The organism is Streptococcus sp. 400_SSPC (genome assembly GCF_001072745.1).
Lineage (GTDB): Bacteria > Bacillota > Bacilli > Lactobacillales > Streptococcaceae > Streptococcus > Streptococcus xiaochunlingii.
On record NZ_JVIQ01000066.1, the window covers coordinates 19,301 to 32,538 of the forward strand.

At 40.9% G+C, this 13,238-nt stretch carries 14 protein-coding genes and 1 tRNA gene; all 15 read right to left on the minus strand.

The features are described from left to right. Nucleotides 1-106 precede the first annotated feature (106 nt). Complete coding sequence (locus ADH49_RS08140) at nucleotides 107-418, minus strand: hypothetical protein (RefSeq protein ID WP_006594989.1); 312 nt, start codon at nucleotides 416-418, stop codon at nucleotides 107-109. Between the two features lie 325 nt (nucleotides 419-743). Further along, nucleotides 744-816: transfer RNA gene (locus ADH49_RS08145), tRNA-Thr, on the minus strand. A gap of 47 nt (nucleotides 817-863) precedes the next feature. Continuing rightward, complete coding sequence (locus ADH49_RS08150; protein ID WP_048691488.1) at nucleotides 864-1,325, minus strand: GNAT family N-acetyltransferase; 462 nt, start codon at nucleotides 1,323-1,325, stop codon at nucleotides 864-866. Nucleotides 1,326-1,363: 38 nt separating this feature from the next. Next, complete coding sequence (locus ADH49_RS08155) at nucleotides 1,364-2,149, minus strand: ABC transporter permease (RefSeq protein ID WP_048691491.1); 786 nt, start codon at nucleotides 2,147-2,149, stop codon at nucleotides 1,364-1,366. Nucleotide 2,150: 1 nt separating this feature from the next. Further along, nucleotides 2,151-2,969 (minus strand): ABC transporter permease, encoded by an 819-nt coding sequence (locus ADH49_RS08160; RefSeq protein WP_048691498.1) that lies wholly within the window; start codon nucleotides 2,967-2,969, stop codon nucleotides 2,151-2,153. 1 nt (nucleotide 2,970) lies between these two features. Beyond that, entirely contained in the window at nucleotides 2,971-3,963 is a 993-nt protein-coding gene (locus tag ADH49_RS08165; RefSeq protein ID WP_048691499.1) for an ABC transporter ATP-binding protein, read from the minus strand. Between the two features lie 478 nt (nucleotides 3,964-4,441). Then, nucleotides 4,442-5,848, minus strand: coding sequence for a 6-phospho-beta-galactosidase (lacG, locus tag ADH49_RS08170; RefSeq protein ID WP_342585590.1), 1,407 nt, complete (start codon nucleotides 5,846-5,848; stop codon nucleotides 4,442-4,444). 213 nt (nucleotides 5,849-6,061) lie between these two features. Continuing rightward, nucleotides 6,062-7,762 carry a lactose-specific PTS transporter subunit EIIC gene (locus ADH49_RS08175; RefSeq protein WP_048691504.1) on the minus strand — a complete coding sequence of 567 codons (1,701 nt, stop codon included), beginning with the start codon at nucleotides 7,760-7,762 and terminating at the stop codon, nucleotides 6,062-6,064. Continuing rightward, nucleotides 7,762-8,079 (minus strand): PTS lactose/cellobiose transporter subunit IIA, encoded by a 318-nt coding sequence (locus ADH49_RS08180; RefSeq protein WP_048691571.1) that lies wholly within the window; start codon nucleotides 8,077-8,079, stop codon nucleotides 7,762-7,764. Before ADH49_RS08180 ends, ADH49_RS08175 begins: the two co-directional genes overlap by 1 nt. Before the next feature lie 42 nt (nucleotides 8,080-8,121). Continuing rightward, the gene (locus ADH49_RS08185) at nucleotides 8,122-8,955 is read right to left on the minus strand and encodes a PRD domain-containing protein (protein ID WP_048691506.1); all 834 of its coding nucleotides are present in this window, start codon (nucleotides 8,953-8,955) and stop codon (nucleotides 8,122-8,124) included. A 291-nt stretch (nucleotides 8,956-9,246) separates the two neighbouring features. After that, complete coding sequence (lacD, locus tag ADH49_RS08190) at nucleotides 9,247-10,227, minus strand: tagatose-bisphosphate aldolase (RefSeq protein WP_048691508.1); 981 nt, start codon at nucleotides 10,225-10,227, stop codon at nucleotides 9,247-9,249. Nucleotide 10,228: 1 nt separating this feature from the next. Next, nucleotides 10,229-11,158, minus strand: a complete 930-nt coding sequence (locus ADH49_RS08195) for a tagatose-6-phosphate kinase (RefSeq protein WP_048691511.1) — start codon at nucleotides 11,156-11,158, stop codon at nucleotides 10,229-10,231. Between the two features lie 11 nt (nucleotides 11,159-11,169). Continuing rightward, nucleotides 11,170-11,685: a galactose-6-phosphate isomerase subunit LacB gene (gene lacB, locus ADH49_RS08200; RefSeq protein WP_048691514.1), complete on the minus strand. Its 516-nt coding sequence runs from the start codon at nucleotides 11,683-11,685 to the stop codon at nucleotides 11,170-11,172. A gap of 13 nt (nucleotides 11,686-11,698) precedes the next feature. Next, nucleotides 11,699-12,124 (minus strand): galactose-6-phosphate isomerase subunit LacA, encoded by a 426-nt coding sequence (lacA, locus tag ADH49_RS08205; RefSeq protein ID WP_048691516.1) that lies wholly within the window; start codon nucleotides 12,122-12,124, stop codon nucleotides 11,699-11,701. A 221-nt stretch (nucleotides 12,125-12,345) separates the two neighbouring features. Next, nucleotides 12,346-13,101, minus strand: a complete 756-nt coding sequence (locus tag ADH49_RS08210; protein ID WP_048691519.1) for a DeoR/GlpR family DNA-binding transcription regulator — start codon at nucleotides 13,099-13,101, stop codon at nucleotides 12,346-12,348. Between the last annotated feature and the right edge of the window lie 137 nt (nucleotides 13,102-13,238).

Genomic DNA, 13,238 nt, shown 5'->3' on the forward strand with positions numbered 1-13,238 from the left:
AGTGGTTCTTTTCAGCCCCTAAGCGGTTCTTTCAGACAGCTAAAAAGGGCTTGGTCTGAAGAAATCTCTTCATGCCAAACCCCTGAAGCGAATAAAATTGGAAGCATTATTTTTCTTTTGGTGCGTCTGGAAAGAGAAAACCAAGACCAAGACAAGCCAAGACACCCGCAGTAATCACGACCCCATTTGAAATCGGAAGGAGGTCATAGATGGCATTGGCGATAATGAAGCCAATGACGGCACAAATCAAGCTGGACTTGTAGTCTTTCTTGAGTGCATTTTCAAGCGTAAAGAAAGCAAACAAGACAACTGGAACCAAGGGCCAAAGATTGGCATCTATTTTCGGATAACCAATGATACTAAAAGTGATAACAGCGAGAGCTGCAAGGATAAATCCAAAACCAATTAATTTTTTCATGATATTACCTCTTTTTATAATGTTATCAGAAGACTAGCTTCTTTTGATAAACCTACTATAACAAACAGAAGCAAAGGTGACAAGGAAATTTGGATAAGCGGTCAAATTATCGGACTATCTGGTTACATGAACATCCATGAGCTAGACGGAATAAATGTTTTTTTATATAGATCCTATACTTCATGAAACCATTCCAGTCCATGACGATTGAGACAATCAAGGGTGAGTTTGAAAACATCCGAAAACTTTTATAATAATTTGGTACAAAAAGTGATTCGACATCAAAAAAAGCCCGTCACAAGGGGCTTTGTCTTGTATCATTCTATGCCGAATGCAGGGATCGAACCTGTGACCTACGCGTTACGAGTGCGTTGCTCTACCAACTGAGCTAATTCGGCGATTACCCCTATAGTATAGCACTCTAAGAATGGATGTCAAGGGGTTCTTAACCCATCTTTTTAATCAAAATCTGACAAGGATTTTGAGGCCCCCAAAGTTGTGGAAAAATCTCTAGTTTTTTAAAACCAAGACTGCGATAAAAGATATTGGTTCGGTCATAATCTTTATTTGAACCTTCTGCGACTGTTTTGACCTGTAGGTAGTCCACTTGTTTGACTGCTTCTCTTTCTATAGTCGTAATTAATTCCCTTCCAATTCCTTGACCTTGGAATGATTTTTTCACGCCTAGACAGTCAATCTCTGCACAATCTTCACTCGAATATGATAAACTTATAAACCCTACTACATCACTTTCTTGATAAGCAGCCCAAACTCGTAAATCCTTATCTCCTTCAATGTAGGCTTGCGTGCTTTCTGGTATTCCAAACCATTCTGGCAAATCTTTTAAAACCTCAGCGACAACTGCCATTTTTTGCTCTTCATCCTTAACTTCTTTAATAACAAGCATCATAAGTCTCTTTCTTGATTTTAGTCTTACTTTAGCTCTTACGATCCCGCACTTTCGTAGGCATCTAACCCCCTGTCCCAAAGTTTCAGAGAGATGCAAAAGAAGATAAGAGAAATCAGAATCAAACCACCAATATTAAAGAAGACATCCTTGTCCTGCAAGAAATAGCTGGCAGGATAGTAGGCCGTAAAGGCGAAAGGTACAATAAAGCTAATTAACCAACGAAGGAGCGAATTGTAAATGGAAATCGGGTACTTGGCAAAGTCATTAAACATATAAAAAATGTAAATCATGGCACCTGACTGCTTGGTCCAAAAAGCGATGCTGGCTGTTGCAATTTTCAAGGAAGTATAAATCAAGGTCGCAAAAGGAATACAAACTAGAAAAATCAGGAATTTGGGAAGAGTCCAAGCAATGCTAGTCGCCGTTGTTCCTAATAGAATGCCACCGACCAAGAGTTCACCCAAGGCATCAATCTGAAAGGTCTCAACCAGGATGTGAAAAAGAGGATTAATAGGACGCGTCAGATACTTGTCAAACTCCCCTTTTCGAACTAGTCGTTGACCTAAAGCCCAGAGATTGTCAAAAAAGAGGTGATCTAATCCCTTTGGAATTAAGGAAAATCCATAGATAAAGGCAATCTCTTGAAAGGTCCAACCTTCTAGCGAGGGGATGTGTTGAAAGAGTACATTAAGAAACAAGAGGTTCAGGCCTTGAGTCAGAAAGACTCCCAAGACACCAACCACAAAATCCACCTTGTATTCCATGATTTGCTTGATGTATTGTCTGATAAAAATCAGATGCATGCGTTGATATTTTTTCATCCTAACCTCCCTGAATGGTGATAAATGACTGGACTCGTTTCCAAATCAACTGAGACAAGCCCACCATCACTATAAGCCAGAAAAACTGAAGCAAAAGTGCTTGAAGAATCTGACTAGTATCGTATTTCCCAATAATAATCATGACCGGAGTGTAAATTAAGGATGAAAATGGCAAGAAGGACAGAATATCTGAAACGATTTTCGGAAAGAAAGCCAAGGGAATTAAACTTCCAGACATAAAGGCCACTATTGAAGTCTTGAGTAGGTTGGAACCCCATAGATTTTTAAACACAAAGGCTGAAAATCCAAAACAGATATTAAAGAAAAAGTTAATCAGATAAGCCAGGGTTAAGCTAAAGAGGTAAAGGACAGTTAATCCTAGCACCTCTATAATACCTTGCCCAGATAAGATTTTCATCAAAACAATGACACTTAAAAATGGCAGTCCAACAGAGATAAAAACCAACCACTTGGAACCAAGCTCCGTAAAGAGGTAAGAAGCCGCAAAATGCACTGGTCGCAACAAGCGCATGATAATGGAACCATCCTTGACCTCATCACCAATCATAAAGGAAGAATCCGACCTAGTCAGAAGATTAGTCACAAAACTCATGATGATGTAGAGGGTGATATCCGCCATACTGAAGCCCTGAATCAAAGGCTCCTGGGAGGAGTCAAAGACTGCCTTCCAGAGATAAAAGGCCACAAAAGCCCCCATGACATCACCAATCCGATAGAGAATAAAGTTGACTCGATAGCTAATCAACTCCTGAATCCCTGCATTGATAAAGGGTTTATAACGTCTCCACAATTTGACCATCTTAGAGCTCCTTTCGATAGAAGCGACGGATAATATCTTCAATATCTGTATCTACCATCTTCAAATCACGGACTTCAAAATCAGATAAGGTTTGCTTGATAATATCGGCCGACTGGTAGCGGGAACTATCGAATTCAATATTGAGAGTATTTCCTTGTCTATCAATGGACATATCAGGCAAGCCCTCATAATGAGAGACGAGATGACTTTGACCTGGTGTCAGCTCAAAGGAGAGAGTCTTCATCTTGCCAAAGGTCTCCTTGAGCTGGCTAACCGTTCCATCAAAAATCTCTTGCCCCTTATCAATCATAAAAATCCGATCACAGAGTTGCTCAATATCACTCAAATCATGAGTAGTCAAGAGAATAGTTGTCTCTTCCTCCTGATTAATCTGGGTGATAGCACGTCGAATGTTATCCTTGACCGACACATCCAAACCAATAGTCGGCTCATCTAAAAAGAGAACTTTGGGATTGTGAAGTAAGGAAGCCGCAATATCCGCCCGCATCCGTTGACCTAGTGAAAGAGTCCGCACAGGATCCTTGATAAATTCCTTCAAATCCAAAACTTCATTCAAAAAGTCCATGCGCTTATGGAAAAGCGAGTCCGGTACATCATAAATCTCTTTCAAAACCGTGTAGGTCTCTTGCAGTGCCAAATCCCACCATAGCTGGGTGCGTTGCCCAAAAACAACCCCAATATCCTTGACATAATCTTGGCGATTGTCCTGCGGAATCTTGCCATTAATCCGACAAAAACCAGATGTCGGTTTCAAAATACCTGTCAGCATTTTGATGGTGGTTGACTTCCCAGCACCATTTGCCCCGATAAATCCTAGAATCTGCCCTTTTGGAACTTCAAAAGTTAAATCCTTGACCGCTTCAAAAGTCTGCTTTTCAGGATGAACAAAGGAGCGCAAGGCTCCCTTTAACCCCGGCTCCTTAACTGTCTTCACAAAATTTTTCTGAAGATGTTGCACTTCTATCATTGCCATATCTATCTCCCTATCGTAAGAAGCAACATTGTATTTTTGACTACAAATATTCTAAATCCTTACTTTCTACACTTTTTCAATATTATTACAGAGGGCTTTATACCAACCTATTATAATCTAATAAAAAAAGGAATGCAAGCGTTTGCTTATTGATTATGAAATTAGAGATTTCTCTCTTAAAATGAAACTTTTAATCAAAAATTCTGTTAAATAGTTTCCTTAAGACACCAAAAAACCTGCCCTTAGGGGCAGGCTACGAATTGTAAAAAGGCAAACTATTTTGATCAATCTCCATCATAATCTCCTAATATTAACTCAACAATTTAATTATATCATGTAAAAACTATATTGCCCCTTCAAACAAAAAATTAATACTAGAAATGAGTGAATTGTTTTGTTTACATTAAACACTTTTCCAAATAAGAGAACCAAAAAAAGACCTACCCTTACGGATAAGCCTTCTTACATGTTTATTTCTTTATTCAATCACTTGAGTTTCAGCTAATTTCTTGTACCAATGTGCAGATTTCTTAGGATAACGTTCTTGTGTATCGAAATCAACGTAGAAGAGTCCGTAACGTTTTTCATAACCATTAGACCATGAGAAGACGTCCATGAGTGACCAAATGAAGTAGCCTTTGACGTTTGCACCATCGGAAATCGCATCAGACAAGACTTCCAAATGTTGTTTCACATAATCGATACGGCCATCATCGTAAACAGTGTTGTCCACAAACTCATCTTTGTAGCCCAGTCCGTTTTCAGTGATGTAGATTTTCTTATAGTTTGGATAATCCGCCTTCACACGCATGATCTGATCATATAGCCCTTGAGGATAAATGATCCAGTCCCAGTCAGTGCGAGGTACATAGTCAGGAGCTACACGACGACCAACACCTTTAATTTGGTACTTAGAGCTTCCTTTTTCCCCTTTACCATTGTGGATGATTTCAGTTTCACCATCAAATGCTTCCATCCAATCACTCATGTAGTAGTTAATTCCAAGGAAGTCATTCAGGTCTTTAGCTGCTTCAAGTGCCACAAAGTCTTCGTCTCGAAGATCCAACTCACCACCATTAACTGAAAGAATGTGGTTTACACCTTCCATGGTTTTATCGGAATAGTGTCCAAGGTAGGTTGCATCTAGAATAAACTTGTTATGGATGATATCTTCCAATTCAGCCGCCCGAACGTCTGCTGGATTTTCTGGATCCAACGGATACTTAGTTGGAAGGGCGTGAACAACTCCAATTTCACCTTCATACCCTTTGTCTTTATACAATTTCACAGCACGCGCATGAGAAACCATCATATTGTGGTGTGATTGGAACACTTTGGCAAGATCATACTGAATGCCTGGTGGGAATTTACCGACTAAGTATTGACCATCACCGATTGGGCCAATTTCATTGAAGGTTGTCCAGTAGTTGACTTCTGGGAACTCTTCAAAACAGAAGGCAGCATAATCTACGAAGTGTTCGATATTTTCACGATTCAAGAAGTCTCCGTTTGAGTGAAGAGCTTCCGGAGTATCAAAGTGGTGAAGAGTTACGAATGGTTCTACATGACGTTTATGACATTCTGCAAATAACTTATGATAGAATTCTACCCCTTTTGGATTGACTTCACCATAACCAGTTGGGAAAATACGTGACCAAGCAATAGAAATACGAATTCCGTTTACGCCATATTCTTCCGCCAACTGTAAGTCTACTGGATATTTATGGTAGAAATCGCTTGCTGGTTCTGCTGTATACCAATAGTTATCAGCTAAGTATTTGTCCCAAGCAACTGGTCCTTTTCCGTCAGTATGAGTAGCTCCTTCTGCTTGATAGGCAGCCGTTGCCCCACCAAAAATAAAATCTTTAGGAAGTGTTTTTGTCATTTTTTCACCTATTTCTTGATTGGATAAAATGAAAAGTGAGGGGAGAGGAGTTAGTGAGCCATCCATCTCCATCTCACTTCTTGTTCCAAGCCACCGAATTGTGACATGAGGAGGTAAAAACGATATATTTTTACCGACGAATTAACAAGTCGATTAGGAAAATCGCCATAGCGATTTCCGTTACGATAGGAGACTGTTTCACAGTCCCTATCGTTAATCGAATTGAGCTTGAACAAAGGCTAGAGCACCTTGTCCATCGCGTGTCAATTTAATGTACTGAGCACCTTCTGTCTTCGCCAATTTGATGCCTAGTTTATCTGTTTCAGCTTTCATATCCTCAAAGTTGGAAGCAACTTGAGGCGCCAAGATAACAAGGTCAAATTCTGGCAACATTTCACGGTGAGCACCGTAGCCACCGGCTGCCGCTTTGACAGGAACCTTGTATTCTGCCGCAGCCTTGTTCAAAGCATTTGCAAGGAGTCCACTAGTACCGCCCCCGGCACAGAGAACCAAGACATTAGTTTCTTCTGTAATGGTATTTTCAGCTGGTGCATCTTCAACACCTGCTTTTTCAAGAATTGCATCTGCTTTGTCAGTATTGAAGTTTGCTGCTACTTTTTCTTTCAATTCATCATTGGCTTTTCCAGAACGTTCCTCTTCAAGAATTTGCTCATCGTACACCTTCACAAATGGGTAGTAAATAACCACGTCTACTACTACTAGAAGAGCAGCAAGGATGAATGAAAGAACTTGGAAGTTTGTACCAAGGACAATCCCCAAAGGTCCAGGAGTAACCCATGGAAGGTTAGCCGTGAAGGAGTTCATTCCCAAGGTATCAACAAAGAATTTGAAGATCCAAACGTTGGCAATTGGTGCAAAAATAAATGGAATAAAGAAGATTGGATTTAATACAATCGGTGCACCAAACAAGATTGGCTCATTTACACCAAAGAATGTAGGTACAACGGATGCACGACCAATTGCACGGTTCCGTTCTGATTTACACAACCACATAAAGAGGAATGGAACAATCAAGGTTGCACCGGTACCACCCATGGTAACGATAAACATTTGAGTACCAGAAGTAATAACCTTATCTGCATGTTGACCAGCTTGAGACAGAGCCAAGTTAGCATCGATATTCGCGTAAGTGATCGCTGCAATCGCAGGCTCTACGATAGAAGGGCCGTGGATTCCCACAAACCAGAAGAAGGCATACGCACCAAAAATAAGCGTAATTCCAAGATAGCCATCTGCAGCTGAGAAGAGAGGCGCAAGAAGAGTACCAATAGATTCAGCTACTGTTACACCAAGACTACCCTTCACAATCAGTTCAAGTCCATAAAGGAGAACGACGGATACAGTGAATGGGATCAAGTCTTTAAATACTTGAGAGATATTTGGTGGAACTTCGTCTGGCATGCGAATAGTAACATTATTTTTCACGCAGACTTTGTAAACATTAACGGTAACGAAGGCTGCAATAAAGGCTGTCAAAAGACCTTTTGTTCCCATGAAGGCAGTCAGAAAACCGCCTTCTTTCGCTGGTTCAGCTGCCATTAGAAGGAAACCAACCATAGATGCCAACATGGTTGACAAGAAGTTGATCTGGTTTGTTGCAGGTAAATCACGGTTGACAGAATCTGTCAAAGCTTTGGCTGTGGTTCCACCTACGAAGAAAGCCAAAATTCCCATCGAATAGCTATAAGGTGTCATCAAGAAATTCTCAATTTCTTTTGACCAATGGAAGCCCCATGCATTTGGAACATAGGCAATCAAGATAAAGATAGATGAGAATAAGATGACTGGCATCCCCGCGATAAATCCATCACGAATCGCACGCAAATATTTATTACGAGAAATCTTCTCGAAGAAAGGTTTTCCTTTCTCAATTAATTCAATTAATTTATGCATTATTTAGCTCCTCTTTTGTATAGTTCAATGAGATGATGAATCACATCTTTTAATAGGATCGTTGTCATTAAGTGGTCCTGTCCATGCATCATGGTAATGCTGTAGGGGAGGTCTTCTCCTGCTGCTTCTTGCGCTAGCATAGTTGTTTGAGACTTGTGAGCCTCTGCGATACAGCTTCCTGCTTCTTCTACCAAGCTTTCCGCTTGAGCGAAGTCACCCTTCTCAGCCGCCTTGAGGGCCTCCAAGAGTTTAGAACGAGCATCCCCTGCATACGCAACGATCTCAAAACCTAATAGTGTCATTTCTTCTTTGGTCACGACCAATTCCTCCAATTTGAATTTCTTAATTTTTAAAAGTTGTTACAATAAACGTTGAATGTGCAAGACCAGATAGACCCGTTCACTCTTGTACAAGTCAACCCCGGTCTCCCTAGAAATCACATCATAAATCTTGGAACCAATCTCAAAGGCTTTAGGATAGGAGCTTTTGATATGTTCCTCCATATCTAGAAGCGATTGATTATCATCCCGATTGCGATCCAGGTAATCCAAGAAGTAGTTAAGATGAATCATGAAACGATCATAAAAGTTGTTGTTGGTCTCGGTTCGTTTGATTGAATAACTATCCAAAACCTCTTCCACACCTTTTAAGATTTCTTTGCGCTGGTCCATGGAATCCACGACCTCCGCTCCATTTTCACCTTCTGCGTTGATGAAATGATAGGCGATACGAGTGACCTCATCTTCAGGGAAGCTAGTTGTGAGCTTCTCCCGATAGATATCAACTGCCTCTTTGGCAATCTCAAAAGCCACTGGATAGTTTTCTGAGATATCCAAAAGATTACTTTCCTTATACCTGCCTTGAGTCACTGCCTGGTATGAGCAAAACATGTGGTCGGTCAAGGTCACATAGATATATTCTTGAACGGGGTAGTGATACTTTTTGCTCAAGTAATCAATCATCTCGTAGGTCACTGTGATGAAGTCTAATGGAACATCTTTTAACAGGGTCATAAAGTTCTCTCGGGATTCCTCTGTTTTCATCCGAAAGAGCTTTTCTACCTTTTCTTTAGGGACTAGGTCGCCCTTCTTTTTGCCAAAAACAATTCCTTTTCCAATGACAATCAGTTCTTCCCCTTTGTCATTCCTCACCAGAGCAACATTGTGATTGAGTGGATTTAAAATCCGATACATGGTACTCTCCTTGCTAGTTTATTTAAGGTTAAGGGTATAAAAAATGACCACAAATGAGATCAGAGAGGGTTCTCCCCGATTCATCTGTGATCATGCGTAATCTAACTTACTAACACTCACCTTGTATTCACTTATAGATTTAGTATAGCACACGCTTTTGTTTTTGTAAACCCTTTCTTAACAACTTTTTAACTTTTTTGTTTTTTCCTAACAAATAGCTGTTTATAGCTGTCTTCTCTGGGCTCTTCAAGGAAATTCGAACGCCCATTGTTAAAGGAGTAGTCTACACTGTTAAATACGTTCTTTCCAAGAAGTTGCGACTTGGTCCAAGACTTGGTTGAGTTCTTCAATGTTGCGACGACCTTCGGTACGCAACCATTCACGAGCTGCTTCTTCCCCATTCTTGATGTAGGCTTCAACTGATCCAGCCCAAGTTGCACGGCCACAAAGGACCCCGTTGAAGTTCGCTCCTGCTTCATGCGCAAAAACTAAGGTTTCTTGGAAGAGTTTAGCAGAAACACCTGCACTCAAGTAGATGTATGGAAGGTTAGTTGCTGCTTCTTGTTCTTTAAAGAAGGCTGCAGCTTCTTCACGACTATGCACGATTTCACCATCACCAAAGCCTTCTACGTATTTGACGTTGACAGGAACTTCTACCTTCAAAACATCGATGTTAAAGCGGGGGTCTGAGAAGACTTTCATCGCTTCGATGACTTTGCGAGGTTTCACTTTAGCGTATTCTACAGAACCTGCATCAGCGATTGTTTCATCGTAAGCCAAGATTTCAAGGAAGAATGGAATTTCTTCTGCCGCACATTCTGAACCGATGCGTTCGATGTAAGCTTGTTTTTCTTGGTTGAGTTCATCAGCACTATCCACATCATAGTAGAGCAAGAATTTCACTGCATCTGCACCTTGTTCTTTGATGCGTTTAGCTGACCAAAGGTTGAGGCAGTCTGGTAGACGCTTGGTGCTTGAAGTGTCGTAGCCTGTTTTTTCATAAGCCAACAAGAGCCCTGCTTCCGCATCCAAAACCTTAGTCGCTGGAAGTCCATACTCAGGGTCCAAGAGCATAGAAGATGCGAATGGTGTCAATTCTTCAGCCACTAGGACCTTCAACTCTTCCATTTGAGCAACGGTTGGTTCTGTGTCTTGATACTGAGCCATGAGGCGTTTCAAAGCGCCGCGTTGGTCAAAGGCCAAGGCTGAGATCACACCCTCTTTGGTGCTCAATTTTTCTAAATAGTTGCGTTTTTGTTCTGTTAATACCATCTTATACCTCTTTTACATTTATCTGTTGATACAAATCATCATAGCGATGAATATTGATATGGCCTGTCGTTGCTTCTTGAGCATTCAACATGCCAAGGACATTGGCTTTGGTTAAAAGTGCTTGGTCGTCTTCCTGATGATAGAGAGCTGAGGCAATCCCAGCAACTGTCGAATCACCAGATCCCACTGGATTAACCACTTCAATTTTTGGAATATCCACTTTATAGAAGACATCACCATGTTTGGCAAAGGCACCGTCAGCTCCTAGGGAGACGATGACCCAGTCAATCCCTTTAAACAAGTTAGATTGAAGGACCTCTTTTAATTGATCCAGATCCTTGGTCACCTCGTAGCCCAAGAGTTGAGACAATTCTTCATTATTGGGCTTGATAACCGTTGGTTTAATAGAAGCTGCTAGAGCTTTTTCCAAGGAAACACCTGAACAATCAAGAACAACTGGTTTTCCTGCCTTCTTAGCACGCTCGACTAATTTCACATAATAATCAACTGGTAAACCAGCTGGTAAACTTCCTGAGATAGCAACAACTGCTACATCTAGAAGCAAAGCTTCAAAGTGAGCCAGATAGGCTTGCCCTTCTTCTTCAGAAACAGACGGACCTTTTTCCAGGATTTCAGTTTGTTGTCCTTCGTGAAGGATCGCAATACAATTCCGGGTCTCCCCTTGAATTTCAAAGAATTCTTTGCCGATTTCCTGATTTAGATGGTCCAAGATAAATTGGCCTGTTGAACCACCAATCAGACCAGTTGCCGAGACAGGATCTCCAATCTCTGCAAGGACCCGTGTGACATTGAGTCCCTTACCACCTGCGGTTTTGCTTACCTTGTCAACTCGATTGACCGTATCCAAGTGTAAAGTTTCTAATGGATAGGAAATGTCGATTGAAGGGTTCATAGTTACCGTTAAAATCATAGACTCACCTCTTAGTCGTGGTATTCCCCACGATCCCATTTTTCAAGGAATTCTGTGAAGAAATCCTCATCTTCTTGATGGTCGTTGTGGGTTTCCAAATGTTGAATCTTGGCAATCAATTTCTTGTTTTCTTCACTTGGTTTGTATTCCGCATGGATGAAGGCTTCCAAAATGTCACACATCAGAAGTTCTCCTGTGACCTTCCCACCAAAACCAATCACGTTGGCATTGAGTTCTTCTTTCGCATAAAGAGCAGAGGTCATATCGCGGACCAAGGCTGAACGGACACCCGGAACCTTGTTAACCGCGTTGTTAATCCCAACACCAGTTCCACAGATACATACACCAAGATCTGCTTGACCACTCACTACTGCTTCCCCAACCTTCTTCCCAAAAATTGGATAGTGGGTCCGAGCATGGTCATAGGTTCCGAAGTCAAGGACTTCATAGCCTTTTGATTTCAAAAACTCGGAAACAGCCATTTTTTCATTTGTGACAATATGGTCACATCCAATTGCAATTTTCATTTTTCGTCCCCCCTTAGCACATCTTGTTGAGCATATCGACACGGATTTGGTGGCGACCACCGTCATACTTACCATTCACAAAACCTTTGGCAATATTCTTCGCCAATTGGTCACCTACGATTTGAGCACCCATGGTGATCATACGAGAATTGTTGTGTCCACGGGTCATGTAGGCAGAGCGCTCATCTGAAACTTCTGCGGCAACCATTCCTTTAATTTTAGTCGCTACCATAAATGGACCTGCACCATAAGCATCAATGACAATGCCCAGATTATCTTCTGCTTGTTTGACTTCTTTGGCAACAGCTAAGGTTACATCGACAAAGTCTTGTCCCTCTTCTGTGACATCCAGGACTTGAAAACCTTCCGTTTCCAAATATTCTTTGACTACTTCTTTTAAGCGAATACCTGCTGCATCCGCACCAACTACAATTGCCATATACTTCTCCTTTTTGCATTTCCGTCAACAAAGAAAGTTCTCCTCTTTCTTCATTCGACTTCGTTTTGTTATTCACAAACACAGTATAGCGCTAATTTTGTTTGTTGTCAACTATTTTTGTTTATTTTTTTCATTTTCCTTTATTTTTTATTATTTTTTATCCCTAAATTGTTTGTAATAAACAAAAAAGAGAGAATCGCTCTCTCTTTTCAGTTTATTATTTATACAATCACACGTGTATATTCCTCTAATTCTTCATGTGCTTTCTCAGATGCATCGTCCGTTATCACCGCAGTTACTTTTTTCAAGGAACAGATAGAGGTAAAGTCTTCCTTGCCAATCTTGGAGGAGTCAATCAGTAGGTAAGCTTCAGAAGAACGTTCTAAGGCTAACTTTTGCGTATAGGCTTCTTCAAAAGAAGAGGTCAGAACGCGTCCATCCACAATGCCATTCCCACTAAAAAACATCTTGTGGAAGTACATTCTTTCCATGAGAGTGTTCGTTATCTCGCCAACAAAAGCTTGACTGGTTTCTCGAAGCTCCCCTCCTAAGAGGATTACCTTAAAGCCATCACTTTTCTTCTTTAACAACTCTTGGAAAATCGGCAGACAGTTGGTCACCACACGCAATTCCTTATTATTAATGGCTTCGGAAAGAACCTCAACAGAGGTCCCCGGCCCAAGGAAGATACTCTCACCTTCTTTTATCAGTTCGCTAGCTTTCTTCGCTACCTCACGCTTAGCCAGAATATTCTTGAGTAACTTCTCTTCATGGGGAAGCTCTCGTGAAGGGAGGAATTGGTTACTTTTGGCTCCATTTCGAACACGAATAAGGAGCCCTTGCTTTTCCAATTCAATCAAATCCCGACGGACCGTCATATCCGACACCTGCATACTTTCCATGATGTCTTGAACATAAACGGTTCCAGCCTTATTGACCAGATTGATAATCTCATTCAGTCTTTCCTGTTTTTTCATTTCCTACCTACTTGCATCGTTTTTGTTTATTATAACCTTAAACTGTCAGAATCGCAATCATTTTTTGTTTACAATAAACACTTTTCCAAATCAAAGAACCAAAAAAGGCTTATCCTTGCGGATAAACCTCTGGTTAA

Bases quoted from the DNA above. Each gene is read 5' to 3' on its own strand.
- ADH49_RS08185 (WP_048691506.1), bottom strand. From the start codon at position 8,955: ATGTATCGGATTTTAAATCCACTCAATCACAATGTTGCTCTGGTGAGG.
- ADH49_RS08210 (WP_048691519.1), bottom strand. From the start codon at position 13,101: ATGAAAAAACAGGAAAGACTGAATGAGATTATCAATCTGGTCAATAAG.
- ADH49_RS08155 (WP_048691491.1), bottom strand. From the start codon at position 2,149: ATGAAAAAATATCAACGCATGCATCTGATTTTTATCAGACAATACATC.
- ADH49_RS08165 (WP_048691499.1), bottom strand. From the start codon at position 3,963: ATGGCAATGATAGAAGTGCAACATCTTCAGAAAAATTTTGTGAAGACA.
- lacD (WP_048691508.1), bottom strand. From the start codon at position 10,227: ATGGTATTAACAGAACAAAAACGCAACTATTTAGAAAAATTGAGCACC.
- lacA (WP_048691516.1), bottom strand. From the start codon at position 12,124: ATGGCAATTGTAGTTGGTGCGGATGCAGCAGGTATTCGCTTAAAAGAA.
- ADH49_RS08140 (WP_006594989.1), bottom strand. From the start codon at position 418: ATGAAAAAATTAATTGGTTTTGGATTTATCCTTGCAGCTCTCGCTGTT.
- ADH49_RS08175 (WP_048691504.1), bottom strand. From the start codon at position 7,762: ATGCATAAATTAATTGAATTAATTGAGAAAGGAAAACCTTTCTTCGAG.
- ADH49_RS08195 (WP_048691511.1), bottom strand. From the start codon at position 11,158: ATGATTTTAACGGTAACTATGAACCCTTCAATCGACATTTCCTATCCA.
- lacB (WP_048691514.1), bottom strand. From the start codon at position 11,685: ATGAAAATTGCAATTGGATGTGACCATATTGTCACAAATGAAAAAATG.
- ADH49_RS08160 (WP_048691498.1), bottom strand. From the start codon at position 2,969: ATGGTCAAATTGTGGAGACGTTATAAACCCTTTATCAATGCAGGGATT.
- lacG (WP_342585590.1), bottom strand. From the start codon at position 5,848: ATGACAAAAACACTTCCTAAAGATTTTATTTTTGGTGGGGCAACGGCT.
- ADH49_RS08150 (WP_048691488.1), bottom strand. From the start codon at position 1,325: ATGCTTGTTATTAAAGAAGTTAAGGATGAAGAGCAAAAAATGGCAGTT.